Source organism: Paraburkholderia caffeinitolerans (assembly GCF_902859945.1).
GTDB classification, from domain to species: domain Bacteria; phylum Pseudomonadota; class Gammaproteobacteria; order Burkholderiales; family Burkholderiaceae; genus Paraburkholderia; species Paraburkholderia caffeinitolerans.
The window spans coordinates 25,460-49,252 of sequence record NZ_CADIKL010000054.1 but is presented as its reverse complement, the minus strand read 5'-3'; the positions used below and the strand labels follow the sequence as shown (position 1 = coordinate 49,252).

Genomic DNA, 23,793 nt, shown 5'->3' with positions numbered 1-23,793 from the left:
ACAATCACGAGCGCCCCAACATGGGCCTTGGCGGGGTAACGCCGAAACAGCGGCTGATGGCCGCCGCATAGCCTCTACTTCTGAACCGCGTTAAAAGTGGGGGGATTACCAAGGAAGCGAAGAGTGCTCGTGTGTTTGGCTGCTTCATACGCGAAGACGATGGCTCAATCAGCTTCTCTGAGCAGCACACGAAAATGTACAAAGATTGGCAGCGCGCGCCAGACCGCAAAACAGTAGTCGCGGGCGCGAGTGCTATTTTCGGAATTGAGGACGCGGGCGCTAGGGCGACAGCCAATGCCTACCTGGAAAGCGAAGGGGCCCGAGTTGAGATTCTCTACGCCTGGATGATAGACCGGGCGGCGATTGAAAAATAAGCTGCCGCTTTCACCGCAGTTCCATTTCAGGTATGCATACGCTATGTGTGTAGATGCGGTCGCAGTGGCCGGAAGCGATTGCAAATTGCTGACATTGCTGTTGGGGCGTAAGCGTTGCGCGAACCTTGCAACTACCCACTTCTCAGCCTTGAAACCTGATAACCATCACCCGCACATTACTGTTGTTGGTGATCTAGCGGGCCGCTTCTCAGTCGCAGCGAACTATGATCAATCGGTTATTCACTGCTACCGCGTGCAATCGTGAGGCGCTGACTCAAAATTGGCTGCGGGCCAACTCCCGGCAGATATCAAGCCTACGCCTTTGACCAACCGAGATCACGGTATATGGTGCCGAGCAGTGCCAACACACACTCGGCATCTGCCTCGGTGGGCGCGACGGAGCGGTGATTCACTTGCTCGGCAGATTTTCCTTTGCTGTGCAAGCGGGCGATGATGCGCGCAGCGTTACTCAGGATTAGCCGCCCCCCTCTAGAGCCAAACTGTTCGGAGGCAAAAAATGCTGCGAGGTCAGTGAGATCTAGCGCCTTTCCCTCGGGTTGATACAAGGTTCTTGCGGCATTCAGGGCCGCCGCGGCTGCTTCCCGGCAACGGTCGACGACACTCTCTGGCGTTTCGCGATAGGCTGCAGTGGCAGCTTTCTCGTATTGCTGGAGCACAAGCGTTCGATGTTCGGCGGGAATCATCGAATCGACGAGGTCCGGCAATGTCCCCAAGCTAGCCCGTGTCCGGATGGTCAGTAGCTCTTCGCCATTTGCGAGCCGTTCGATATCGAGAACTGAGTGAGCCCTTGACCGATCTCCAGATCCCAGGACGAGCACTGCGTCACGTTGGTTCCGGAGGATCGTTTCAGGGGCAACCCATGAAGCAAAAGTTAGCAACGTAGCGGATTCATAGCCGCGAGCATCCGTACCGTGGAATGCTGCCCCTGGTGCCGCTGGACGGGACGCAGAGGTGAATGCGGGATGTCGTTGAACATGCCAGCTTGCAGGATTGATTGCGTGAGACCTCTTATACAGCCTACCACGGCGTATGCGGGCAACGGGATCAAAGAAATCCTCCCGGAAAATCCACTGCGCACTCGCTAAGGTCGGGGAATATTCACGTCGCTGCCACTCAGACAGGGGGCCAATATGACATGCAATCGAGACAAATGGCGATGGCCAGGCTGCATGACCATAGCAAGAAGGTGAGCCCTCATAGACGAGGGATGTATTCTCGTCGATTCCTAGATAGACCTGTGACATTGCAGCTCGCATGACCCATAGAGAGCAACAGCATTACAACTGTTGACGGTCTTGGCAAGCCCAGGGTTGCAGACCACCAAAACGCAGCGATGACATTCCTTGGCTACGCGACAAAACCCGGCCGCTTTTTTCCGGGAACGGAGGCACTGCGCGACAACAGGCACCCACAACGCGCGGTGGCCGTGCCCCTGCGTGAGGTCCAGGCGATTGTCGACGGCTCTTACGCGATGGTTTAGCATCCGCGTTAAAAATTCACGACGACCCAGCTCCGGTCGGTTTTTTGTCACCACCTTCAGTGTCGCTAAGTCGTATCAAGATTAGCTGCATTGCGTTAATGGGATTGTCGCCGTCTTCCTGCTCAGCCGTCACATGGAGGGCGCCGAAGCGACGCCTGTAGACGTTCAGACGAAGGAGGCGCCATGAAAAAGCGCAGCCAGAAGTCCTGGAGCCACCAGCAGATCACCCGCCGTGGTGGAAGGCCAGATCCGCGAAGACATGCAGGAAGCGAAGGACCATGCCGAATGCGCGGCCCATGCGTCGCGCGCGGCATGGTGCGTGTACTGCGGCTGGTTTCGGCAGGTTGCTGGCCACTATGCGGACCCTGCGGACCACTAGCGCGCCGCGCGCTCACGGGGACTTCGTTCGACCCGGTCGCCACGTAGACGCAGTATGACGACGACTACCGTCGCGTAAAGCATTGCGGGTGCGCTCGCGTTCGGGGGACTCGCTTCCGGTCTTTTGGCGGCGTGGTTTTGGGAGAAGTCGATGCGAGTGCCAGTCGCTCCGCTCGCCGGCGATCCGAACGCGATCGTGCCGGACGAATCCGAACTCGCACAGCAGTTGTGGTACGCGGAGCAGTCTCCCGTAAGCGAGCAAATTGGCGCTTAAACCGTCGGCGGCCATGCAGCTCTGCCGGGTTTGAGGCGCAGCGGGTGTGCAGCCTCGGTGTCACGCGCCGCGCGGTCACGGCTAGCGTGTCACGTATCGTGGCGATCAGGTGCCGCGTCACGTGCACATCGGTGCCCTCCTCGCCGTAGGCGGCGTGCAGTCCCTCGATCGCGACGCCGTCAAGTCGGCGTCGGGTACAGGGCGAAGTGCGGCCGGGTGAGCGTTCGGGTTGGTGTGTTCATAGCTGGCCTCGTTCTCCGGTCATCGACGGAGGACGAATCTCGCCTTTTTCAAGCAGATACATCGAACGCTTTACGAGGTCATCAGGGCGCCGCTTCAAGTAGGCGTTGACGACCCAGCGGGGCCAAGGGGAGAACACCAGGTTCTCCAGCCAGAACCTGGCGAGCGCCGCGTGCTCCACGCAGAGGGTCGAGTCGCTGCAAATCCGCTGGTGTCGTAGATCGAGACCTTTGGGTTCGCTCGGCACGGCTTTCAGGGACTCCATCGCGTCCTCAAACTGTCGATGGACCATCTGGCACTGGAATAGGTGACTGTACAGGCGGGCGTCGACGTCGGACAGCTGCCCGATTGCGGGCGTGTGCAGCGCGAACAGCTTGGGCCTCCGCTCCGCCAGAAGCTTCAGGGTATCGACAACACGCCCGGCCTCAAAGAACGCCCGCGCCTGGGCCGGCAAGTTGGGGGCATTCGGCGGCGGACCCAGCCGTTGCCGGAGACTCTGGCCCGCCGCGTCAAGTTGCTGGAGATCGGGCAGCACCATCCCAGCGGCAACATCTTGGTCCCGGCGGCGGTGCGACCGGGCGACAATCCAGGCACCGGCCACACCCATGAAGCCGCCCACGGCGGCACCCAGCAGCGTCTGCCAGTGGTCGAGCCAGTCGGTCCAGCCGCCGGTGGCGGCCGCGGGCACCGGGGCGCACATCTGCGCGACGCTGGCCGTCAGGTCGTAGAGCATCACGCTCATGTTTCCTTCCTTCTAATTGGTGGTCGCGAAACCGCCGTCCACAGCCCCAGCGCAACCGCTTGCCGGGCGAGCGTTCCCGCGAAGTGTACTCGCGGGCCCAAAATCTGACGGCCAAAATTGCGACTCGCGATAACCGGAGTTGTCAGATGTGACGATTCGCCTTCCGCCGAACACTGTCTTTTTCGTGCGCGTGGCGACCGGCCAAGCGTGCCGGAATCGCGCAAGCGGCCAGCCAGCCGTTAACCGTCGCGCGGGAGAGTGGGTGCGCGGTTGCGTTTGTGCTAAAATTATTCCGTATATCCGGAAACATTCCGGATGCGCGGATATATTGGAGGTATCATGGCACGCGCCTTCGCGGCGGCATCGGCCGCCGAAATTGCGTTCATTGCCGGACTGACGGACCGGGAAATCAACCGGCTGGTTGACGAGGACGTCCTGCGGGCACCGCTGGTGCATCGAACGGACGGGCGGCGCTTCGCGCCGTTGACTGCACCGTTTGCGACGTTCTGGTTCAGCGCGAGTGACAACCTGACGCGCGCGGCGCGCATCAATGTCATTGAAACACTGACGCGACGCCTGCTCGACCGGCCCGACTTCGACGTTATCCTTACCCTCGGCGCTCACGCCCTGGACGACTTCGACTGGCGCGTGGAGTTCGACGCCCTGACCGTCGAGCTCACGCACTATGTCGAAACGGCCTCACGTCGCGCCGGCCGCGTCAGCGAAGCCGGCCAGCACATTACCGAAGATCCGCAAGTCCTTGGTGGCGCGCCGTGCTTTGCCGGCACGCGGGTGCCGGTCGCCAATGTGCTTGCCGCCTGGCAACAGGGTATGCCACTCGATGAACTTCAGGCAGCCTGGCCCTTTCTGACACAGCAGCTGCTTGAGGACGCGGACGTCTACATGAAGGCGCACCCACGCCCCGGACGGCCGCGACGGCTCGAAGAGGTCGTTCCCCAGGCCAGGCTGGCCAGCCGCAAGGTCGTCCGCCGGGCGCCGGGGGTGGCGTGACATTGCGTTTCCTGTTCGATGAATGTCTGTGGCCGGGCCTCGTGCAGATTGCGCGCGAGGCCGGGCATCCTGAATCGACCTGCGTGCGCGATCGCGGCCTGTCGGGCATGAAGGACCACGAGCTGGTCCGTTTCGCGGTCGAAGGCGACTACACGCTCGTCACGCACAACGCGGTCGATTTCCGTGGACCGGATGGCGGGCCGCCTGGCGGCCTGCATGCGCGCCAGGCGATCCATGCGGGTCTCGTGTGTCTGGTGTCGCCGCACCCGATGACGCCTGCGCTGCAGCGCGAACTGTTTGACTACGTGCTTGAAGAAGTGGCCATGCTGGACGATCTGGTCAACCAGGCGCTCGAGGCCGTTGAGGAGGAGTCTGGCGAGGTCCGCGTTGACCTCTATGAGATTCCCGTCTCGGATGAGGCCCGCAACCCTGACCCGTCCGGCGACTGATGAAACGACAGCATTCCCCGTTACATCCATGCCGCGGGGAATGCAGGATCCCCAATCCGCTGGGAGACCTTATGGCAGAGGCATATCATTACCCGCCGGACCTTTTCGAGTTGCTGGTCGAGGCGCTCGCCAGGCTTAACAGGAGCAAGAAGGGCGTCGTGTTGTTCCTGCGGAGCGCCGGTGTCGACGCTGTCGACCTCGCGGAGGTAGACCAGATTGTCCGGACGGACCCGCACTCGATCAGCAAGTTCGAAATCGCCCGGAATGTGCTGGATAGGGTCAACGCTCGCGGTGACAGCGGAATACGGCCCCGGCGTGAAATCATCAAGCGCGTGGAGGAGTTCGAGGACTTCTCCAGTTGCTGGCCAGAGGACCAGATGAAGGCGCGCGGCCTCGTTGCCGCCATCCGGGAAGCGCGAAATAGAAAGGACTCCTTTACACGCATGCAGCAGGAGCGGGACGCCGAGCGGGCGAAGAACCTGGAGCGGCAACAGTCCGAGCGGGCCTCCGCCGCGGAGACGCGCGTAAAGCTCGAAGCGATTGCCGCGCGACTCTCCGCGCTGTTTGCCATGGATGACGCGCCGCAGCGGCGCGGCAAGCTGCTCGAGGGGGTCCTGAACGACCTGTTCCGTGCATTTGGTATCCATGTTGAGGAAGATTTTCGTCGGCGAGATCCAGACACTGGCGTGGTCGTGGAACAGATCGATGGTGTGATCGAACTGGATGGCAATCTCTATCTTGTAGAGATGAAGTGGCTCGGCGAGCCGGCGGGCATGGGGGAATTCATGCCGCACCTCGGGCGGGTATTCTTGCGCGGGGATGCAAGGGGGATCCTGATTTCGTCAAACGGTTTCACGGAACCCGTCGTCAGGGAATGCGCGGCCGCTCTGACCCAGAAGACGCTGATGCTTTGTTCACTGCACGAAATCGTCATGCTACTGCATCGTCAGGACGACCTCGTCGCATTCCTGAAGACGAAAGTGCGAGCCGCCGTCATCGACAAGAACCCCCACCACCAGATCCTCTCATGAAGGACGGAAATCCGCTCCCGCAACGTGGGTGTGCCATTACATAAGTTGGATTTGAGCGCTCACCCTGGACTACTCATGGATACCGCTCGAAGATCGGAGGGTTGATGCAGACGAAGATTAGCCAGATGGCGGCAGATCGGGGCACCACCTATCAAGTAGCGGCCAGTCGTAGGCGTCAAGAATCGGAATCCGCTCCTTCGATTTTCTTTTCCCGCACGATGCGCGCATCGAGCGCTCTACGCATTTCCTTTGCCCACATGCAGAGCTGGGGATGTCTGTGGTGGTACCAAGTCTCGAGAGGATCAAAGTACGCTTCCAGGTAGGGAATCAGCGAACCCGACCAGGCGCCGACATGGAGTCGATGAGTGAGCGCTTCGCAAAACGCAGCATGTTCGCCGTACCTAACCGCAAGGCCTTCCATGCTTGGATGCCAGACGGTCTTTCCAGCACCGTCCTTTTCGAAGAGCGGATAGAACTCGCAGAGAAATGGTGCGCGGGTCGGCGCGTCGGCATCCGCCCACTCGAAGCATGCTTGCTCAGGGACACCGTACAAGGGGCCCGCGCTGTTCTCGCTGTCTCCGTCGTGGCGAAAACCGCGCCTCGATTGTCCGACTAAGCGATTAAGGCGGGATCGCTCGGTCGGTGTAGCACGTTCGACCAATCGGGCAATCACCTCCCACATAGGGAGCGGCCGTTCGGCGACCAAAAGCTTGACGATCCTACGGATCGGATCATCCAGCGCATCGAAGACATTGCCGTCACTGGTTTGGCAGAGACGGACAATCTGCTCCCCCAACTTGGCCACAAAGCTATCATCAAGCCCAGCGTGCTTGTGGATCGACCTGACCAGACTTTCGAAAAGGTGGCCGTCCTGGTTGCCACGCCTGACCTCCCCGAGAAGCGCCGACGACACGAGTATGCTTTGGGCGCTGTCGACCAAACAGGGATCGAAATCACTCCGACTGTGCAGGTACATCGTGATGATTTCAAGGGCAGACCAAGCTCCTTGACCTTTGTGGTTGTTCGCCAGTTCGTCGATTAGCGGGAGGATCTGATTTGCGTTCAGGTGCGCAAGTCCTTGTCCGTAAGACAGATAGACACACTGAGTCGCTACCAAGGCTCCTGCCCTGACGTTCTCGACGATTTGAGTGAGACGCAAGACCGAGATTTTCACAGCCATCCATATTTCGATAGCTCTCGGCTTTAGCGCGTCGCGGGCCAGCGCTAGCCGGACGCACTCGTCCGCGACGGCGCTGTCGCCGGCGTCGATACCTGCGAGAAGACCCCGAAGAAATCCGAGCCCCTCCAGATTGGTCGAAACACTAATCGCATCAAGCGCAAGCTTGAAGGTCGACATTGGATTAACGACATTCCTCGCCAGCTCGTAGGCAAATGGGTGAGTATTGTTGAGGTTCTGAGGCGCCATTTCGCGCACCGCTCGCACCACGAGCTCCTCGTCCCGCGCAATTTGTACTGCGACTTCCTTCGCCTTCCTCGACGAATATTCGAAGTCCTGAGTAGTATGATCACCCTGATCATATTCCAGATCGGGGTCGTGGAGGTCGCTCAACCAGAACTTTGTGTATAAGAGGGCGAGATGTATCAAATCGGTGGGCATCAATTTGTCATACAAAGACCTCACTCGTTGCTGGAATTCCTCCGGATAGCCATTGCGGTCGAAGTAAAGCCACTCCCCGACGGCTTGGATTCCTTCGAGCCAGATTCCTCGCCTCTGCGCAACGCGGTACACAGCTGCCTCAATATCGGCGATGAGGGCCTCGCAGATAATTCCGCGCAGACTGGTGGCGAGAACTTCATCGCAGCGGCTCCCGAAAATCCCGTGTGCGGCGCGAATCCTTTCAAGGGTAGCGAGACTTCGCCGGTGGAAATCGAACACCTCCCCCCAAGTTTTGGGATGCCAATCGCGCAAGGGCGGCTGACTACCTATTTCCTCCGCGCCTGCGATTCGGGAGGAATATGTAAGACCAAGACTTGTCGCGAGGGCCTCGATGCACACACTAATGATTCGCTCCTCACCAGATGCGATGCCGGCATCGACTATGGCGAACCTTTCCGAAGGCTCGGCCTCGGTGCCACTGAGTTCTATTTGGAGCAACTGCTTGAACTGGCCCGTCGCGTTGTTACTCCAGTCCTCCGTCTCGACCGCGGCTAGATGCATCAGAAGAAGGGCCGCCACACGGAACGATTGGCGACGAAATACAAGTCTTTCGAGTACATGGATGAGATAACGTCGTCCGCCCCCGAGTCCCCGAAGCTCGTCAAGCGGCATTTCGCCGAAGACTCGCCGGACGGTATCAGCGGCAGCGTCCGGCGCGACGTGCGACAAAGCGTGCAGGCATTGTGCGCCGAACTCAGAACTCAGGGCGTCCAGCGTCCCGAAACGTCCTTCTCGCCCTAACAGCCTCTCGGCCACCGCTACGGCGGTGCGCGTTCGGTCCAAATACCTCCACTGCTTTAAAAACGAGAGAACCAGTTCGTTCGGAGCAGATTCGATGAACCGTAAGATCGTTTCGGTGCGCAGCAGCTCGATTCTTCTGGCCCCGAGGAAGGCCGCGATCGGAAGTGGCTGCGCGCGAAAGAAACGCCCGCGATGGTCGACCAGTTCATGCTTCGACGCAGCGGACAGGTGCTCGTACATTTCGTCGCCGGACTGTCGTGCTAGTCCTTCGGCAACGAGATCGAGCTGCCCGGCCACATCGCCTTCTGCCCCCACGCGATCGAACAATGCCAGGCACTCGATGGCGCGTAACGGATCCCGCTCGCGGAGGCCGCAGCCGGTCACGACCCGTTCGACAACGTCCTCGATGGACTTAAGGGCAGGCATGCCGCTTAAATGGTTGTCCGTAGCGAGAACGGCGATTCGAGGGAAGCCGCCGCAGAGATTCTTGAGGTAAGAAATTGTCGTATCGTCGGCTCTCGGGGCTCTTTGCCGGATGATCCCTTCGACAAGTGCGTCGTCGCTTCTGGATACTGAAATATTGAGAACGTTGTCCGCAGGAATCGCGCGGTCGTCGATATCAATGGCGATCAGGCGAAGTCGGCTATTCGTGTTGGACACAATGTTGACCAGAACGGCTGCTGACTCACGTGGACACTCGTCGACGATGACGAGAGCTGGAGTGCCCTGACGAACCATGGCCTCGACGACCTGGTGAAGACGCTCCTGTCCGATGCTCCGGAAGTCGCAGTAGATCGCTGACAAACCTGCGATGGCTCTTTCTAAGGTGTTCCGGTCACGGAACAACTCATAGACGAAGCGGGACTTGCCGATGCCGGAGGGACCAATGACTCGAACGCATCGTTTCGGCTCGGCAATGTGATCAAAAATCCGTTCCTTTGCTTGATGTGAACTCAGCGTGTCGCCGGAATGTGCCTTCCCGCTTTCGTCATCGCCGATGGCATACCGGGAAGCTTCGTCGTCAACGAGCTCGATCGCGACAAAATCGCTGCGTGCTCCCCAACCATCGATCGTCTGGAATCCGCCTAAAGGAAGGCCGGTCTGTACTTCATTCAGCCACACCGCGACGGCCGGGTGCTCGCCGATCCAGGCGGCGATCTGGTTCGCATCGTAAATGGTGATGGATACCAGATCGTCCGGATTTGCACCGGCCTCCAGAATGCCATCCCTGATTCCAGAGAGGCGCCGGTTGAGCTTGTCGCCAACGATCGCTGCCGAGGTAAATCCAATATATGCACCGCGTCCGGCGATTGCCGCCGAAACGGCATCGTTTAACACCCGCGGCACACCGTCCCTTTGTGAGGCCTTTGTCCACACCTCCTTCTTCCAGCCAGCCGGTGCGGGATCTGTTGCCTTGGACTGAAATACATTCATGCGACAAGGGAGGTAATTAGTGTCGTCATTTCCGCCGCTCCAGTGAACACGAGCATCCTCCCCTCCGTCCGCAACGGTGATCTGCAGGGGCACCGAGACGCCACGGAGGGCTATTCCAGCGCTTTGTGCTTCGGCGTGAAGTAGCTTTCGCAACAGTTCGACCAGCTGCAGGCTATTCAGAGATTCAACCTGGGAGGGCGAGATATTAAATATCATCTTTCATGTACCGCTTGGAACTTCGATTGACTTGCAGGAAACGCAGCGCGGCTACCGATGTTGCTGACGATCAAGCCCACTTTGTCGCGGACCAGATCACAACGCTCCAACATTGCAAATTGAATGGCCGGCGCGTGTATGGGACGCGACGCCCAAGTGTTTGGGCAATCTTGCTCGCGAATGACGCTGCATGGCAGCCATCAGCCGCTGCCAAGCCGAGCGGTCGACCGAGCACCCTATCGCGCTAGGTGCGGCCGAGCATGGGTCCGCCGCAGCATCTTGTCCCGCAACGGCAGTCGTATTCGCGGAGGGATTTTCCGGACGGTTTCGATGGAACCTCAAGTGCATAGTCGATAAAGAGCTCTTCGCCGGGCGCAATAATTGCGGATTGCCTCGATATAGACGTGGCCGGCTTCTTCAACCGCTTCGCAGCTCGCCGAACAGGCGTGGTTGAGCCACCGTGCGCCGTTCCCGACGCGCCCACCGTCAATCGCGCGTCCGTCGGACAGGCCGAACAGCAACGTATGGCTCTCCTCATCGCGTTGCGCGTAGTGACGCGACGCTTCCTGCCAGGTAGTCACGAGCTCCCTGTATTCGAACACGCGCTCACCACGGGAAAGCGGACGAAGGGCGAACACGCCCTTGCCGTGGATGGGAGATCGCCGGACGGAAACGCGTTTCATGCTGGGCAAATGGAAGGAGGGAGGCTTGGAGTATAGCCGCGGAAAAGACCAGCCACAGGTGGTGGGCGATACCTTCTCGCGCTCTGCGTATGGGCAGCTGCATATGGACGACTTGTTCCTCACTTTGCCTTCGTGAAAGCCTCCGCAATCTGCCGCGCGCGCTTGATCTCGTCGCTGTGCAGGTAGATGGAGGTCGTCGACACCGAGGCATGCCGCAGGTTGTCGCGCACGGTGGTGAGCTCTGCGCCGCGGCCCAGTGCGTGCGTGGCGTGGGTATGGCGCATCCAGTGGGGGCTGGCGCGTCGCAGTTTTTCGGCGAGCGGTGCGTGGTCGGCCTCGATGGCATCTGCAGCCAGCACAAAGAACCGCCGCATCACCATCCAGAGGCGCACGCTGCTGATCGCCGCGTCGTTGTCGGCGCGGGTGCCCACGTCAAGGCTGCCGATCACCGGTGTTTGCGGATTCCAGCGCACGGGCAGCACCGGCAGGCCGCGTTCGGCGAGATAGCGCGCGAGCGCGTCCCAGGCGAGTGGTGGCAGTGCGACGCTCCCCCGTTTCTTGCCCTTGCCGGTCACGCGCAGCCAGTGGTCGCCGCGCGGGTCGGTCTCGATGTGCCCCAGCGTCGCGCCGATGAGCTCGCTGGCGCGCAGGCCGGTCGCATAGCCGAAATCGAGCAGGAAGCGCAGCCGCTGCGCGGCAGGTGCCGACCAGCCGTACGACCACTCCAGCCCGTCCGCGATCGTGCGCACGAGCGCCCATTCGCCCTCGCTGAACGCGTGCGAGGCGTCGAGCACGTTGATTCCGGTTGCGTCGCGCACCTTCACGCCGGAGAACGGATTGGCGAGGACGTAGCGCTGTTCGATGAGCCAGCGGAACAGGGCGCCGAGAATCGACAGGGCGTGTGCCACCGAGCGCGCGGACAGGCTGCCGTTGAATGGCCGCCAGTCCGGCGAGGTGCGCGCCCGCACCGGGCCCACCCAGCGGCCACGGGGTGAGGGGTGGCGCAGGAACGTCCGGTAGGCGATGGCGTCTTCGGTGGTGAGCGATGACAGCGCCCGGCCCCGCTCGACGATGGCCCACAGGATCAGCCGCTCGGCCTCCTTGCGGTAGGTGCGCTTTGTGGCGGGCGATTCGTGCAGCGCGAGCCAGGTCTGCACGGCCTCGTAGTCGTTCGACGCGTCGAGCGTGCAGGTGGCGGGCGGCGCGCGGAAGGTGCCCGCGGTGCCGTCGACCTCGTGCGGCAGCCGGATGGCTTCCCACGGCACGATGTCCCCGCGCCGGTCCGCGACCACCAGCGCGCGGGCCTTTTCCGTGAGCGCGGGCCATGCCGCGAAGAACGCCTCGATCGCGCGGGCGCTCGCCATGCCGAGCCCCGGCACGGCCTTCCACCACTGGCGGCGGCGCGGGATGCGCACCGTGAGATCGGCGAGCGTCGTGATGCCGTGCGCGTGCAGCACGCGCACGGCGCGCGGCGCGAACCACTGCGCGACGGCGTCGGCGATCTGCGGCTCGGGCGGGCGTGCGGTGCGCAGGGTGTCGATGGCCTGGGCGACGGCCTTCGCGTGGCGTTCGCGTTCCTCCGCGGGATGGTCGAACAGGGCCACCAGATCGTCGCGGTGCGCGGCGCGTGCGAGCGCCTGCAGCCGGCGCCGCAGGGTGCCGAGCACGCCGCGTGCCGATTTGCCGTCGCCCAGGCGCGCGGGCAGGTAGCGCGCCACGGCCTGGCGCACGGCGAGGCCCGAGTACCACGCGCGCAGCATGGCGAGCTCGTCGGCATCGGGAAAGCCGGTGGGTTCGGGGGAAGCCGGGGCGGGGGACTGCATCGCGCGATTTTTCATACGCTAGAGTTTATCGCATAGATCGACACCTTATGATAAGAATACTTATCTTAATAGATACATTACCGTCCGCCGAAGTAAAGATGTTGCATTTCGCGAAGTAAAGTCGAAACTTCGCCGAATTCCGGTGAATTTGCGCAATCTCGAAGAATTATTTTTCCGAAAAATCAACGGATTAAGACGGTTGCGAAGTAAAGTTGGTGCATTCTGGGGGGCGGATTGATGGCCATGTCGCCGCTGTCGCTAGCGCCCGGGCAGACCAAACGCCTGATCGAACTGCCTCGCCCGTTTGACTTCGTCGCCGTGCAGGTAGGTTGACGTGGTCGAGATCGGGGTACCGACATGATGAGCGTGAATTCCTATCATTGGATATAAGTGGTTTTCGTCTAAAGCATTGGGCAACGGCGCGGTCCCAGCGCCGCTTCGTCAAGCGCCTGGATGAACGCGGGCGACGGTTTCCATCTGCCGCCTTGCACGCTCGTCAGCATTCGCCCGAATTCCTTCCATGTCACTTCCTTGCCGTCGACCACGACGAGCGGCAGAAGCCCGTCCTGTGCCTCGTCCAGGTCAATGCGACCACGCACCGTGCTGTCGATGATCTGGCGTTCCTGAAAATCGATGTGCCGGACTGACAGTGTGCGACGGATCCTTTCGACAAGGTGGCCGAGCAGGACGAACACATCGTCATCGGGTTCGCCGGTCAACTGGAACTGGTAGCCGCAGCGAAGATCCCCGCAAAGCTCAAATGCATCCAGAATAATCATGGTGCCCTGCAGGCGGAACTGGAAATGGAACTGATGGGGCTCTCCGGTACAATCAGTCATCCTGATCGGTTCGAGGCGGACATTTTCGAAATCGGTGAAGCCGGTTAATTCGGCGATCGTTGCGTTGAAGCACGGAGTACAGAGCAACGCATAGCTGTTGCCATCCTCGCTGAAGTCAATGATGTCCCAGGGTGGTGTGGGGTTGCCGCATTGCTCGCAACGTTCGTGTGCCATGTTGTCTTTCCTCAGGAGCAACTGCCAGCCATCACATGAAGCCTGTAGATGGGATGGACAGACAGCGATGATCTTATTGCGAAAGAAGGCGTCCGGGTTGCGCCTGATGTGCGATACGCAAATCCGATGCTTCGCGAGGACCGCAAGGTTACTTCTCACGTGGACGGAACGCCTGGTCGAACTGTCGTGCGCGCAGCACTTCATCCGCATGCAGATAGGTCGACGTCGTGGAAATGGACGCGTGCCGAAGGTTGTCGCGAACCATGATCAGCTCCGCGCCGCGCGCGAGTGCGTGACTGGCGTGAGTGTGCCGCATCCAGTGCGGGCTCGCGCATCGCAGCTTTGCGGCCGTCGCGGGTCGCTCATCCTCGACCGTATCGGCAACCAGCACGAAAAATCGTCGCAGCACACGCCCCAGCCGCGTGGTTTCGATGCCTGCGCCGTCTTCCTCGAGGCTCGCAACGAGCGGCGTTACCGGGTTCCAGCTCGCAGAGGTTACCGGCAGTTTGCGCTGCGCGAGATACTGGTCCAGTGCGGTGCGCGCGAGCGCCGGTAGTGCGACCTTGCCCAGCTTGCCGCCCTTGCCGCGCACGTGCAGCCACTGAACACCATGGTCGTCCGGATGGATGTCGCCAAGCGTCGCTCCGGTCAGTTCACTGGCGCGTAGGCCGGTCGCGTAGCCGAAGTCCAGCAGGAAACGCAGGCGCCGTGCCGCCGCCTCGCTCCAGCCGTAGGACCACTCGAGACCGTCGGCAAGCGCGCGCACCAGCAGCCACTCGCCTTCGGAGAATCCCCGCGACACATCGAGTCCTGCGTGATGCGAGTGGGCCTTGACCTTCACGCCGGAAAACGGGTTCGCGAGCACGTAGCGCTGCTCGACAAGCCAGCGGAACAGCGCGGACAGCACCGTCAGCGCACACGCTGCGGAGCGCGCCGACAGGGGACCACAAAACGGCCGCCACTCTGGACTGTGGCGCGGACGCAGCGGTCCGATCCAGCGCTCGTGGGGTGTCGGTCGTCGCAGGAAGCTGCGGTAAGCGATCGCATCGTCGGTTGTCAGCGACGACAGCGCGCAGCCGCGCTCGACAATCGCCCACAGGATCAGGCGTTCCGCTTCCTTGCGGTACGTGCGCTGCGTCGCGGGGGATTCATGCAGTGACAGCCATGACTTAATGGCTTCAGGGTCGTTCGACGCCTTCAGCAGGCAGCTGTCCCGGGGTGCGCGACACTGTCCCTGGGAGCCGTCAACCTCGTTCGGCACGCGCAGCTGTTCCCATGGAACGATACCATTGACTGGTGTTGCGGCGATCAAGGCCCGGGCGCGTTCGGTCAGCGCGGGATGCGAGGCGAAGAACGCCTCGATGTGATGTGCGCCGGCGACACCCAGTCCGGGGATGGCCACCCACCACCGGCGGCGCCGGGGAATCCGCACGGTCAGGTCTGCCAGCGTCTGGATGCCGTGCGCCTGCAGGGGCGCAACGATGCGCGCGGGCAGCCAGGTTTCGATCGCGTCACTGATCTGCGGAACCGGTACGGCAACGTAGCGCAAGGTCTCGATTGCAAGGGCGACAGCATCGGGTGAGGCCGCTGCAGGCCGCGTTACGAAGACGGCGGCCAGATCCTCGCGATGGCGCGCCTGCGCAAACACAACAAGGCGCCGGCGGATGCGCCCCATGATGCCACGCGAAGACTCGCCGGGCGCCCGCTCCCCCAGATAGCGGGCAATGGCGCTGCGGGCATCGAGGCCGGCATACCAGCTTCGCAATGCCGCGAGTTCGGCTTTGTCCGGGAAGAATGCGTCCTTTCCGGACGCGGCGGCAGAAGTCTCACGCGTTTTCATGCTTGCGAGTTTTCGTAGAAATTGATGATGGACCGATAATAGGCCTTATCAGTCTGGTCAGTGTTTGCGCACCCTAGACTGCGATAGCGTTCATCGCGTCACCAAGGCCCGGTCCGCGATCACGGCGCCAATCTGAATCACTGCCTCTTCCAGCCGGAACTGGCGACGGCGGCTGTTCATGCCGGTCTGGACGATGCGAACTAAGCGAACACTGGCGACGTCTTGACGCATACAAAATCCTTACATTAAAATATATAGTTGATTTTTCAACTTGATGCGCGAATGGGGTGACCATATCGCCCGCTGCTTCCCGCTATCGGTGTTACCGCTGTCCTCTCTCGAGTCCGCCCGCTCCTGGAGACACGCATGTTGGCAGCAGTAGCCCGGGTCCGGCTTACCCAACTTTTGGGCCATGTCATGAGTTCGCTCTCCGCTCCTGTCGCACGACGGGCACTCTCTTACTTGCCCCGTCCCTTCGTCCGTGTGATTCGTGGAGTGCTGGATAGCCGGAGGATGACAGCTGTGACAACAGCGGTTGTCGGGACGCTGGCCATCGCCTTGCTGGCTGGTATCGCGTTTGGATTTGCGCGCGCCCAGATCATGCGCGAAGAGTTTGCAAAGCTGAACGTGGTAGCGGCAGAGGTCCTGGAGCGCAGTGAGCGCTCGAGCGCCCAGGTGCGCGCTGCAATTGCCGAGCTGCAAGCACACGATACGGCTCCCTGCTCCCCGAAGAGCGTGGCGTTGATGGCAGAGCTCAACCTGAAATACGGGCAACTGCAGGGAGTGGGGTACGTCGCGAACAACCGCCTTATGTGTTCTTCCTATGGACGCCATGGTGACGGTGTCCTGTTGCCCGCCCCGACCTCACAGCACACCGCGAGAGGCCCGCTCCAATTGCGCAAGGCGAGTCTTTCTCTCGCCAGCAGTGTCGGACCACAACCTGTGATCATGGTCACGTCCGCCGCAAACGGATACACGGCCATCGTTTCTCCCACCTTGGCGATCGATGTCGATACAAAGGACCCTGATGTCGCGCTTGGCACGGTGCTCTACAGCTCCAACGAAGTCAGAATGTCTCGCGGAAAATTCAATCCGGACTGGCGTGGCAGGCTGGGTGACGGTCAGCATGCAGAATTTGTTAAGGATGACAGGATTGTTTCGCTGTGGCGCTCCCCGAGGTACGACTACTTTGCATTTGCCTCGATTCCTGCGGATGCAGCGAACGCGCGAATTCACCAGGCGGGCGTACTGCTCATGTCGTGCGCAGCTTGCGCGATGGTGGTGCTGTTGTTCCTGACGGGGCGGTCGGCGCGCAAGGCGCTGCCCCTCTCTGACGCCATCCGCGAGGGGCTCAGAAGAAGGGAGTTCTATCTGGTCTATCAACCAGTGGTCGAGCTGAACACCGGCCGCTGGGTGGGTGCCGAGGCCCTGCTGCGCTGGCGCCGAAGCACCGGGGAACATGTTCGACCGGATATTTTCATCCCGGTCGCTGAAGACTGCCACCTGATCGAGGAGATTACCGACCAGGTGTTCGAGCTGGCCGCAGCGGATCTGGCTGGGTTCTTCGAGAAATACCCCGATTTCCACGTTGCCATCAACCTGTCGGCCTCCGAAATGCAGTCCCCTGACGTCGTGCCACGCCTGAAGAATTTCATTGCGCGCGTAACAGGAGCGAGGGCACGCAACTTCGCGTTCGAGGCCACGGAGCGCAGCCTGATCAAGCCTGACCAGGCAAGGCCGATTCTGGCGGAAATACGAGGGATGGGTTCGACGGTTGCCATCGACGACTTTGGCACGGGTTACTCGAGTCTCTCCTATCTGCAGACGCTTGGCACCGACTACCTGAAGATCGACAAATCGTTCGTTGATGCAATCGACACCGCATCTGTCAAGAATCATGTCGTCGCGCACATCATCGGACTCGCGAAGGATCTGCGACTTCAGCTCATCGCGGAAGGCGTGGAGACTGCGGAGCAGGCCAGGTACCTCAGCGACCGGGGAGTCGAGTACGCCCAGGGCTGGCACTTTGCCAGGGCCATGGCGATCGACGAACTGGCAGATTCGCTCAACCGGCAGGCGGCATAACCTCGCATACAAGCTCAGCCTGCGTGATGTTGTCGCGATGATGGCCGAGCGGGGCCTGTCGCTGGCCCACACGACGATCCTGCGGTGGGTGAAACGTTACACACCGGAGCTGGCCAAGCGCTGGAACCGCTTCGACACGGCTGCGCGGCGTCGTAGCGCGTTGACGAAACATACTTGAAGACCCGCTGCGGTAAATGCCTCTGTCTTTACCGGTCGGTGGATCGAGCGGGTCAGATCGTTGATTCCCATTCTCGCGGCCATAAGGCGAGCCCCCGCGAATGGTTGCTGTCCGACGCATAGCGATCGGCTGCACGACCCTCGGCCGTCGTTTCGCGCCTCGACCTGCGAGGCCTGCATTCAGGGTGCTATGGACAGCAAGGTCTGGCTTGGGCACCTGCGACATCCGGGTCGGCATGCCTGGTTTGCGGTGCAACAGCAACCTGGTCTCCGTGGTGACGCGCGAATTCGGCTGTCTCGGGTGACTTTTGGTTTCGCTGCCAGAGGCTATCGCCGCCATAGCGCATCCCAATAATCGCGCCACAAGAATGGACTATGCTGTCCTGGCGGGTTGTGCCCGCGCGCATGCCATGTTGCTGGCATGACCCTTGAACAACCACGACCTGGAGAGAGAACGATGTCATCCGAAGCTCAATGCCCGTTCTCGGGCGATGCCTCCATTGCCACACGCGTCGTTGTTGGCACCATGACCAACCAGGATTGGTGGCCCAACCAGCTACGCGTTGACCTCCTGAATCAGCATTCCGAAAAATCCGACCCGCTTGGGCGGAAATTCAACTACCGCGAAGAATTCAGGAAACTCGACTATGCGGCACTCAAGGCCGACCTGCGCAAGCTCATGACTGAGTCGCAGGACTGGTGGCCGGCCGACTTCGGTCACTACGGCCCGCAATTCATCCGTATGGCCTGGCATGCCGCCGGTACCTATCGCACGGTCGACGGGCGCGGCGGCGCAGGTCGCGGCCAGCAGCGCTTCGCGCCACTGAACTCGTGGCCCGACAACGTCAACATCGACAAGTCGCGACGCCTGCTGTGGCCGATCAAGCAGAAGTACGGCCAGAAAATTTCCTGGGCCGACCTGCTGGTTCTGACGGGCAACGTCGCGCTCGAAACGATGGGCTTCCGCACCTTCGGCTTTGGCGCGGGCCGCGAAGATACTTGGGAGCCGGACAACGACGTGTACTGGGGCGGGGAAACGACCTGGCTCGCACTCAGCAACGATCCGAACAACAAGCACAGCCGTTACTCGGGCAAGCGCGATCTCGACAAACCGCTCGCCGCCGTACAGATGGGCCTGATCTACGTCAATCCGGAAGGCCCGGACGGCAACGGTGACCCGCTCTCGGCGGCGGTCGACATCCGCGAGACCTTCGCCCGCATGGCGATGAACGACGAAGAGACCGTGGCGCTGATCGCCGGTGGTCACTCCTTTGGCAAGACTCACGGCGCGGGCCCGGCGACCCACGTGGGTCCGCCCCCCGAAGCGGCACCGGTCGAATTGCAGGGCCTCGGCTGGGCCAGCACCTACAAGTCCGGCAAGGGCGGCGACGCGATCGGCAGCGGCATCGAGGTCACCTGGACGCAGACGCCTGCGCAGTGGAGCAACGCCTACCTGGAAAACCTGTTCAAGTATGAATGGGTGCAGGAAAAGAGCCCGGCGGGCGCGATCCAGTGGGTCGCCAGGGACGCCGATGCAGTGATCCCGGGCCCGACACCCGATTCGCCCAAGCGCAAGCCGACCATGCTCACGACCGATCTGTCGCTGCGTATGGACCCGGTCTACGAGAAGATTTCGCGTCGCTTCCTCGACGATCCGCAGGCGCTTGCCGAAGCGTTCGCACGCGCCTGGTTCAAGCTGACTCACCGCGACATGGGCCCGAAGGCACGCTATCTTGGCCCGGAAGTGCCGCATGAGGACCTGATCTGGCAAGACCCGCTGCCAGCGGCAACGCACCATCCGGGAGAGGCGGACATTGCCGATCTCAAGGCCAGGATCGCAGCTTCGGGCCTGTCGGCTTCGGAGCTCGTTGCGGTGGCGTGGGCTTCGGCCTCGACCTTCCGTGGTTCGGACAAGCGCGGCGGGGCCAACGGCGCGCGCATCCGCCTCGCGCCCCAGAGCGACTGGGCGGTCAACCAGCCCGTCGCCGGCACGCTGGCGAAGCTTGAAGAAATCCAGAAGGCGTCGGGCAAGGCGTCGCTCGCTGACGTGATCGTGCTGGCCGGCAGTGTCGGCATCGAAATGGCTGCGAAGGCAGCGGGCCTCACGCTCGCGGTGCCGTTCGCGCCGGGCCGTGTCGACGCCACTGCCGAGCAGACCGATGCTGTCGCGATGGCCGTGCTCGAACCCGTCGCCGATGGCTTCCGCAATTTTGAGAAGACCAGGTCGCCGGTTCCCGCCGATGCGTTGCTGATCGACAAGGCACAGCTGCTGACCCTGACGGCTCCGGAGATGACCGCGCTGATCGGTGGCCTGCGCGCCATCAGCATCAACGCGGACGGCAGCAAACACGGTGTCTTCACGAAAACTCCGGGCGCGTTGACCAACGATTTTTTCGTCAATCTGCTCGATATGGGAACCGAGTGGAAGCAGGCCGGCGATATTTACGAAGGCTATGACCGCAAAACGGGTCAACTCAAGTGGACCGGCACCCGGGTGGATCTTGTGTTCGGCTCGAACTCGATCCTGCGGGCACTGGCCGAGGTGTACGGGAGTGAGGACGGCAAGGAGCACTTCATCGACGACTTCGTCTCCGCCTGGGTCAAGGTGATGAACCTCGACCGCTTCGACCTGGTCTGATACGTGACTGCGTCGGGCGGCTGCCAGACAACAGCCGCGCGAGCAGCATGCAAAGCCGGAGGTTTGCGTCTCCGGCTTTTTAGGTTTAGGTGCTCCCAATCAGCCGGCCGCGGTCGGGTTCTGTCGCGGTAAGAGAGCGTAGACGGAACAAGACGATATACATAGGATAGCTTACATTACTCAGCGCATCTGCCCAGCTGGCCTTTCGCGATCGTATACATGATCGCGATTCCACATAGCAGGATCCGGGCGCAGCGAAATGGCTTGAATCCCAGCATGGGTCGGGTACGGTTTAATCGTCCGATGAGCTTGTTCCACGATGTTGTCGAGATACTTGACCTGGCGGATGCGTCTCACGCTTGGCGTTCACGACGTTCAGCGCGGCCAGGTTGGTCCCACTCTTGTCGATGTGTTTACGCCGACCGAAAATTGAGCCACTGAGGGTGCGGACAGCGGAGCGCCTTTTCAACGACAGGCAGAAGCTTGATGGCTCCAAGGCGGCAAACAAGCGTGCGCTTATGCGCTGCGGTGCATAAAGCGTTCCTCAGTAGCCTGGAGGACGCGCGGCGGCACAGTGCCGCTCCCGCGGCATTTCAATGCGAAGCGGGTACGCTCGGTGCGGCCGAGACTGGCTCGCGAAAACTGACCGCTACGACGTGAGGCGGCGTTCCCGGCACGGGATGTTTGGCGGCATGACCAATCTGCTAGTCGCCCTGGAGTGAGCGACCTGGCTGGCGAGGCACGTCGCGGCCGACTGGCAGGCCAATCCCCGCGAGAAGGCATCGGGCCTGGGCGAAACCGCTCTCGGGATAGCGCTCGAAAATCCGGTTGAACTCCTGGACGAGTGCACGGGCACGCTGCGGCACGGGCGCGTCCGGCCCCAGCATCAGGGCAGTCTGTCCAAACTTGACGGGTCCAGCCTTTATCAGGGCACGCAGACGGGAATTCACGCTGTCGCGCCCGAACAGCTCGATGCCGTATGCGTGGATCACGGCGCGCACAATCGCTTCGGCAGCAGGCGTGAGCGGCGGCATGGACTCGACCAGGCGCAGGTGCGGTGAGCGCACATCCGGCGCGGTGAAACGTCCGATATCGTCGATGTCGGCTTCCAGACGCTGCACCGGCAGATCCGCGCTGAAGAGCAGCAGCCGGATGCGTTCATAAAGCGCGTCCTTGTCGGGATCGATGACTGCGACGTCTGTCATACTCGCTTTCCTCCTCGAAGTGGCTTGAGCCCGAATGGTTCCGGGTTCCGCAGGCACCGCGAACCGGAACCGGACCGACCATGAAACCGCAGGTAATCACCTCGCGTCCGGACGGCAGTTGCTGACCGGGAGCCACGTCCGTCGGACATACCGGTCTGAAACGACTGAGCGTTGCTGGATCCATGCGACGGCAAGCTCCAACGCTTCATCGCGCGCCTCCTGCGGGTTGGCGAACTCCCCGTCCACACCGAGCGTGCGCGTTTCGTCGGCCCGGTCAGTGACGATGGCCACAGCTGCGTAACGGCCCTTCCCGGTGGCGCTGACCACCGGCCGGATCTCGCAGCCGTGATACTCGATGATTTTGTCCACATTCATAATGCACCTCCGGCAGGGCGCCTCACCCATGCGCAAGCGCCCGCGGCGAAAAGAGTTTCCCGTCAGTTCATGTAGCACATGGCATTCCGCATGGCGAGCTGCAGGCCTGCCCCCGTCGGCGCGACCGGGCGCGAGCACGACGACTTGTGTCGCCCCGGGGTTGCCTGGGAGACCCCGATAACCTCGCGCCCGCGTCTCTCTGCGACGATGACAAGCCTGGCGTAGCGATCACGCAGCCATTCAGCCTGCGCCTCCCGGCACCACAATATCCGTCGTGATGCCACCGGGCACGAAGGGCGTTTCCGGCCTTGTCCCAGTGTCGTTGCCGGCGGTCTTGCGGCTTCGACGCGGTGCGTCGCCCGGGTGGAGCGCGTCGAGGAACGTTCTGCCCTTCCCGGTGAGGTACGCGCGGCGCGCACCCCCGGCGCAATGTTCCAGCATGACCAGCTGGCGTTCGAGCAGCGCGTCGAGTTCCGCGCGATTCATGTCGATCTGGTCCGGTGCCTGACTAACCAGCATCAGGGTCGCAAATTCGTGTGGACTGAGCATTTCCTTCTCCCGTAAAACAGGGTCCCGAAAGCAGGGGCCCCCGCAGAAAAACGACACGTAATGCAGGCCAAACGAGGACCGCGCTACCGTGCAGCGTGGTGTTTGTCACGCGAGGAAGCGCGCCGGCGAACCCGTGTCGTTGACACAGCCCGCATTGATGGCGTGTATCGCGTACTCGAGCGCCTCCCGGTGCGCCTCGTCCACGCTTGAGCGTTGCTGGGCGTAGCGTGGCAGGTGCCAGTCCGCGACCGTGCGCTCCGCGCGCCGGATGCGCACGACGACCACATACGTATCCCGGCCAGCAGGAGGCAGCGCGCAGTGCCGGACCGGAAATGCGCGGGTTTCGATCATGAAGCCCTTCCAGCTTTCGCTGCGTACGTCGTCCATACATTCCTCCGCATGCCCGTACTTGCCCCTGTGCTTACGCCTGACTAACGCTCACCTCGATGCGTCGCGGCTTTGCCTCCTCGCGACGGGGAATGGTGAGCTCGAGCACCCCATCGCGCAGCTGCGCGTCGATACGCGAGACGTCGAAATCCGGACTGAGCGTGAAGGCGCGCCAGAAGTGCGGGTGGCGCACCTCGCCATGCTGCAGACGCAGCCCGGATGGGCTCGGAATCACCGCTTCAGCCTCGATGTTCAGGCTCCCGTCCTGTACCCGCACCTCAAGCTTTTCGCGCGGCACACCTGGCAGGTCCGCGTACAGCGTGATGCCATGGCTGTCCTCGAAGACGTCCACCGCAGGTGCGATCCGGGTGAGCTGCTTCGCAGGTTGCGCACCCTCGCGCGGAGCAACGCCGGTGCGCGACTCACGGGTAGCCAGTTCAGTGCTGTCGTTCATGATGTCCTCCGTGATGTTTTAGCCAACGGCTCACTGGACGGAAATGGCGCGCGGCTTCGATGCCTCGGAACGTCCGACGCTGATGGTCAGGCAACCGTTCACGTAGCGCGCGTTGACCCTGTCGGGATCCGCATGCTGCGGCAGCTCGATCACGCGCCGGAACGCCCCCATGAAGCGTTCCCTGGCGTAGACGCGCGTCTCAACGTCCGCTTCAGGTCCGGGCGGCTTGCGCTCGCCACTGATCGTCAGCACTCCTTTGTCAATCGAGACGTCAATCGCGGCCGGATCGAGTCCTGGCGCGAACGCGACGATCTCGACGCTGTCGTCGGTGCTGCCGATGTTGACGGGAGGAAAGGTTTCGCTGCGCATCGCGCGCAGGCTCGCGGGAAAGCCCGCGAAGACGCTGGCCATCTGCCGTTGCAGGCGGTCGAATTCGTCTGGCAGATCGGTGCTGAAGAAAAGATCGCTCATGACGGGCTCCCTGAAACCGGGGCC

The 23,793-nt window shown here is 61.8% G+C and carries 21 protein-coding genes and 2 pseudogenes; 8 read left to right on the top strand and 15 right to left on the bottom strand.

What is annotated here, in order from left to right:
• The first annotated feature begins 194 nt into the window (after positions 1-194).
• Entirely contained in the window at positions 195-374 is a 180-nt protein-coding gene (locus HV773_RS33055; protein WP_175198053.1) for a hypothetical protein, read from the top strand.
• 314 nt (positions 375-688) lie between these two features.
• Here the strand turns inward: HV773_RS33055 and HV773_RS33050 are convergent, their stop codons facing one another.
• The gene (locus HV773_RS33050) at positions 689-1,078 is read right to left on the bottom strand and encodes a hypothetical protein (protein ID WP_175198052.1); all 390 of its coding nucleotides are present in this window, start codon (positions 1,076-1,078) and stop codon (positions 689-691) included.
• A gap of 1,326 nt (positions 1,079-2,404) precedes the next feature.
• Between HV773_RS33050 and HV773_RS37325 the strand changes: the two genes are divergently transcribed.
• Positions 2,405-2,527, top strand: a complete 123-nt coding sequence (locus tag HV773_RS37325) for a hypothetical protein (protein WP_281365324.1) — start codon at positions 2,405-2,407, stop codon at positions 2,525-2,527.
• A gap of 238 nt (positions 2,528-2,765) precedes the next feature.
• Here HV773_RS37325 and HV773_RS33045 read toward each other — a convergent pair whose 3' ends face one another.
• Positions 2,766-3,509: a hypothetical protein gene (locus HV773_RS33045; RefSeq protein ID WP_175198051.1), complete on the bottom strand. Its 744-nt coding sequence runs from the start codon at positions 3,507-3,509 to the stop codon at positions 2,766-2,768.
• Between the two features lie 339 nt (positions 3,510-3,848).
• Between HV773_RS33045 and HV773_RS33040 the strand changes: the two genes are divergently transcribed.
• From HV773_RS33040 to HV773_RS33030, 3 genes are all read left to right on the top strand, one after another.
• Positions 3,849-4,520 carry a DUF433 domain-containing protein gene (locus tag HV773_RS33040; RefSeq protein WP_175198050.1) on the top strand — a complete coding sequence of 224 codons (672 nt, stop codon included), beginning with the start codon at positions 3,849-3,851 and terminating at the stop codon, positions 4,518-4,520.
• Positions 4,517-4,969 carry a DUF5615 family PIN-like protein gene (locus HV773_RS33035; protein WP_175198049.1) on the top strand — a complete coding sequence of 151 codons (453 nt, stop codon included), beginning with the start codon at positions 4,517-4,519 and terminating at the stop codon, positions 4,967-4,969. Before HV773_RS33040 ends, HV773_RS33035 begins: the two co-directional genes overlap by 4 nt.
• Positions 4,970-5,040: 71 nt before the next feature.
• Positions 5,041-6,000: a PDDEXK family nuclease gene (locus tag HV773_RS33030; RefSeq protein ID WP_175198048.1), complete on the top strand. Its 960-nt coding sequence runs from the start codon at positions 5,041-5,043 to the stop codon at positions 5,998-6,000.
• A 175-nt stretch (positions 6,001-6,175) separates the two neighbouring features.
• Here the strand turns inward: HV773_RS33030 and HV773_RS33025 are convergent, their stop codons facing one another.
• The 6 genes from HV773_RS33025 to HV773_RS33000 form a co-directional block, all read right to left on the bottom strand.
• Complete coding sequence (locus HV773_RS33025) at positions 6,176-10,069, bottom strand: hypothetical protein (RefSeq protein ID WP_175198047.1); 3,894 nt, start codon at positions 10,067-10,069, stop codon at positions 6,176-6,178.
• 338 nt (positions 10,070-10,407) lie between these two features.
• Complete coding sequence (locus HV773_RS33020; RefSeq protein WP_343052415.1) at positions 10,408-10,752, bottom strand: SET domain-containing protein; 345 nt, start codon at positions 10,750-10,752, stop codon at positions 10,408-10,410.
• 119 nt (positions 10,753-10,871) lie between these two features.
• Entirely contained in the window at positions 10,872-12,590 is a 1,719-nt protein-coding gene (locus tag HV773_RS33015; RefSeq protein WP_175198046.1) for a site-specific integrase, read from the bottom strand.
• A 386-nt stretch (positions 12,591-12,976) separates the two neighbouring features.
• Entirely contained in the window at positions 12,977-13,588 is a 612-nt protein-coding gene (locus tag HV773_RS33010; protein WP_246282568.1) for a DUF7686 domain-containing protein, read from the bottom strand.
• 148 nt (positions 13,589-13,736) lie between these two features.
• A complete protein-coding gene (locus HV773_RS33005) occupies positions 13,737-15,428 on the bottom strand; it encodes a site-specific integrase (protein ID WP_175198045.1) in 1,692 nt (563 codons plus the stop codon).
• Positions 15,429-15,518: 90 nt separating this feature from the next.
• Entirely contained in the window at positions 15,519-15,659 is a 141-nt protein-coding gene (locus tag HV773_RS33000) for a hypothetical protein (RefSeq protein WP_175198044.1), read from the bottom strand.
• A gap of 135 nt (positions 15,660-15,794) precedes the next feature.
• Between HV773_RS33000 and HV773_RS32995 the strand changes: the two genes are divergently transcribed.
• From HV773_RS32995 to katG, 3 genes and pseudogenes are all read left to right on the top strand, one after another.
• Positions 15,795-17,513 (top strand): EAL domain-containing protein, encoded by a 1,719-nt coding sequence (locus HV773_RS32995; RefSeq protein WP_425496374.1) that lies wholly within the window; start codon positions 15,795-15,797, stop codon positions 17,511-17,513.
• Positions 17,506-17,756: pseudogene (locus HV773_RS37160) on the top strand (transposase domain-containing protein); the annotation flags it as partial. The gene HV773_RS32995 and the pseudogene HV773_RS37160, both read left to right, overlap by 8 nt.
• Positions 17,757-18,147: 391 nt before the next feature.
• On the top strand, positions 18,148-20,328 hold the full coding sequence (katG, locus tag HV773_RS32990) for a catalase/peroxidase HPI (protein WP_175198042.1): 2,181 nt from the start codon (positions 18,148-18,150) through the stop codon (positions 20,326-20,328).
• Between the two features lie 176 nt (positions 20,329-20,504).
• Here katG and HV773_RS32985 read toward each other — a convergent pair.
• The 7 genes and pseudogenes from HV773_RS32985 to HV773_RS32955 form a co-directional block, all read right to left on the bottom strand.
• Positions 20,505-20,737, bottom strand: a pseudogene (locus HV773_RS32985) (DDE-type integrase/transposase/recombinase); the annotation flags it as partial.
• Positions 20,738-21,032: 295 nt separating this feature from the next.
• The gene (locus HV773_RS32980; protein WP_175198041.1) at positions 21,033-21,533 is read right to left on the bottom strand and encodes a hypothetical protein; all 501 of its coding nucleotides are present in this window, start codon (positions 21,531-21,533) and stop codon (positions 21,033-21,035) included.
• A gap of 96 nt (positions 21,534-21,629) precedes the next feature.
• A complete protein-coding gene (locus tag HV773_RS32975; RefSeq protein WP_175198040.1) occupies positions 21,630-21,908 on the bottom strand; it encodes a hypothetical protein in 279 nt (92 codons plus the stop codon).
• A 240-nt stretch (positions 21,909-22,148) separates the two neighbouring features.
• The gene (locus HV773_RS32970) at positions 22,149-22,457 is read right to left on the bottom strand and encodes a hypothetical protein (RefSeq protein WP_246282566.1); all 309 of its coding nucleotides are present in this window, start codon (positions 22,455-22,457) and stop codon (positions 22,149-22,151) included.
• Between the two features lie 105 nt (positions 22,458-22,562).
• The gene (locus HV773_RS32965) at positions 22,563-22,844 is read right to left on the bottom strand and encodes a hypothetical protein (protein ID WP_175198039.1); all 282 of its coding nucleotides are present in this window, start codon (positions 22,842-22,844) and stop codon (positions 22,563-22,565) included.
• 34 nt (positions 22,845-22,878) lie between these two features.
• Entirely contained in the window at positions 22,879-23,298 is a 420-nt protein-coding gene (locus HV773_RS32960) for an Hsp20/alpha crystallin family protein (RefSeq protein WP_175198038.1), read from the bottom strand.
• A 30-nt stretch (positions 23,299-23,328) separates the two neighbouring features.
• A complete protein-coding gene (locus HV773_RS32955) occupies positions 23,329-23,769 on the bottom strand; it encodes an Hsp20/alpha crystallin family protein (protein WP_175198037.1) in 441 nt (146 codons plus the stop codon).
• Positions 23,770-23,793: the final 24 nt, after the last annotated feature.

What these genes read in the sequence shown, in the direction of transcription:
- HV773_RS33020 (WP_343052415.1), bottom strand. Translation starts at nt 10,752, where the DNA reads ATGAAACGCGTTTCCGTCCGGCGATCTCCCATCCACGGCAAGGGCGTG.
- HV773_RS37325 (WP_281365324.1), top strand. Translation starts at nt 2,405, where the DNA reads ATGCGAGTGCCAGTCGCTCCGCTCGCCGGCGATCCGAACGCGATCGTG.
- HV773_RS33050 (WP_175198052.1), bottom strand. Translation starts at nt 1,078, where the DNA reads ATGATTCCCGCCGAACATCGAACGCTTGTGCTCCAGCAATACGAGAAA.
- HV773_RS32995 (WP_425496374.1), top strand. Translation starts at nt 15,795, where the DNA reads ATGTTGGCAGCAGTAGCCCGGGTCCGGCTTACCCAACTTTTGGGCCAT.
- HV773_RS33010 (WP_246282568.1), bottom strand. Translation starts at nt 13,588, where the DNA reads ATGGCACACGAACGTTGCGAGCAATGCGGCAACCCCACACCACCCTGG.
- HV773_RS33000 (WP_175198044.1), bottom strand. Translation starts at nt 15,659, where the DNA reads ATGCGTCAAGACGTCGCCAGTGTTCGCTTAGTTCGCATCGTCCAGACC.
- HV773_RS32980 (WP_175198041.1), bottom strand. Translation starts at nt 21,533, where the DNA reads ATGACAGACGTCGCAGTCATCGATCCCGACAAGGACGCGCTTTATGAA.
- HV773_RS33025 (WP_175198047.1), bottom strand. Translation starts at nt 10,069, where the DNA reads ATGATATTTAATATCTCGCCCTCCCAGGTTGAATCTCTGAATAGCCTG.
- katG (WP_175198042.1), top strand. Translation starts at nt 18,148, where the DNA reads ATGTCATCCGAAGCTCAATGCCCGTTCTCGGGCGATGCCTCCATTGCC.
- HV773_RS33030 (WP_175198048.1), top strand. Translation starts at nt 5,041, where the DNA reads ATGGCAGAGGCATATCATTACCCGCCGGACCTTTTCGAGTTGCTGGTC.
- HV773_RS32970 (WP_246282566.1), bottom strand. Translation starts at nt 22,457, where the DNA reads ATGCTCAGTCCACACGAATTTGCGACCCTGATGCTGGTTAGTCAGGCA.
- HV773_RS33005 (WP_175198045.1), bottom strand. Translation starts at nt 15,428, where the DNA reads ATGAAAACGCGTGAGACTTCTGCCGCCGCGTCCGGAAAGGACGCATTC.
- HV773_RS33045 (WP_175198051.1), bottom strand. Translation starts at nt 3,509, where the DNA reads ATGAGCGTGATGCTCTACGACCTGACGGCCAGCGTCGCGCAGATGTGC.
- HV773_RS32965 (WP_175198039.1), bottom strand. Translation starts at nt 22,844, where the DNA reads ATGGACGACGTACGCAGCGAAAGCTGGAAGGGCTTCATGATCGAAACC.
- HV773_RS33040 (WP_175198050.1), top strand. Translation starts at nt 3,849, where the DNA reads ATGGCACGCGCCTTCGCGGCGGCATCGGCCGCCGAAATTGCGTTCATT.
- HV773_RS33055 (WP_175198053.1), top strand. Translation starts at nt 195, where the DNA reads ATGTACAAAGATTGGCAGCGCGCGCCAGACCGCAAAACAGTAGTCGCG.
- HV773_RS32975 (WP_175198040.1), bottom strand. Translation starts at nt 21,908, where the DNA reads ATGAATGTGGACAAAATCATCGAGTATCACGGCTGCGAGATCCGGCCG.
- HV773_RS33015 (WP_175198046.1), bottom strand. Translation starts at nt 12,590, where the DNA reads ATGAAAAATCGCGCGATGCAGTCCCCCGCCCCGGCTTCCCCCGAACCC.
- HV773_RS32955 (WP_175198037.1), bottom strand. Translation starts at nt 23,769, where the DNA reads ATGAGCGATCTTTTCTTCAGCACCGATCTGCCAGACGAATTCGACCGC.
- HV773_RS32960 (WP_175198038.1), bottom strand. Translation starts at nt 23,298, where the DNA reads ATGAACGACAGCACTGAACTGGCTACCCGTGAGTCGCGCACCGGCGTT.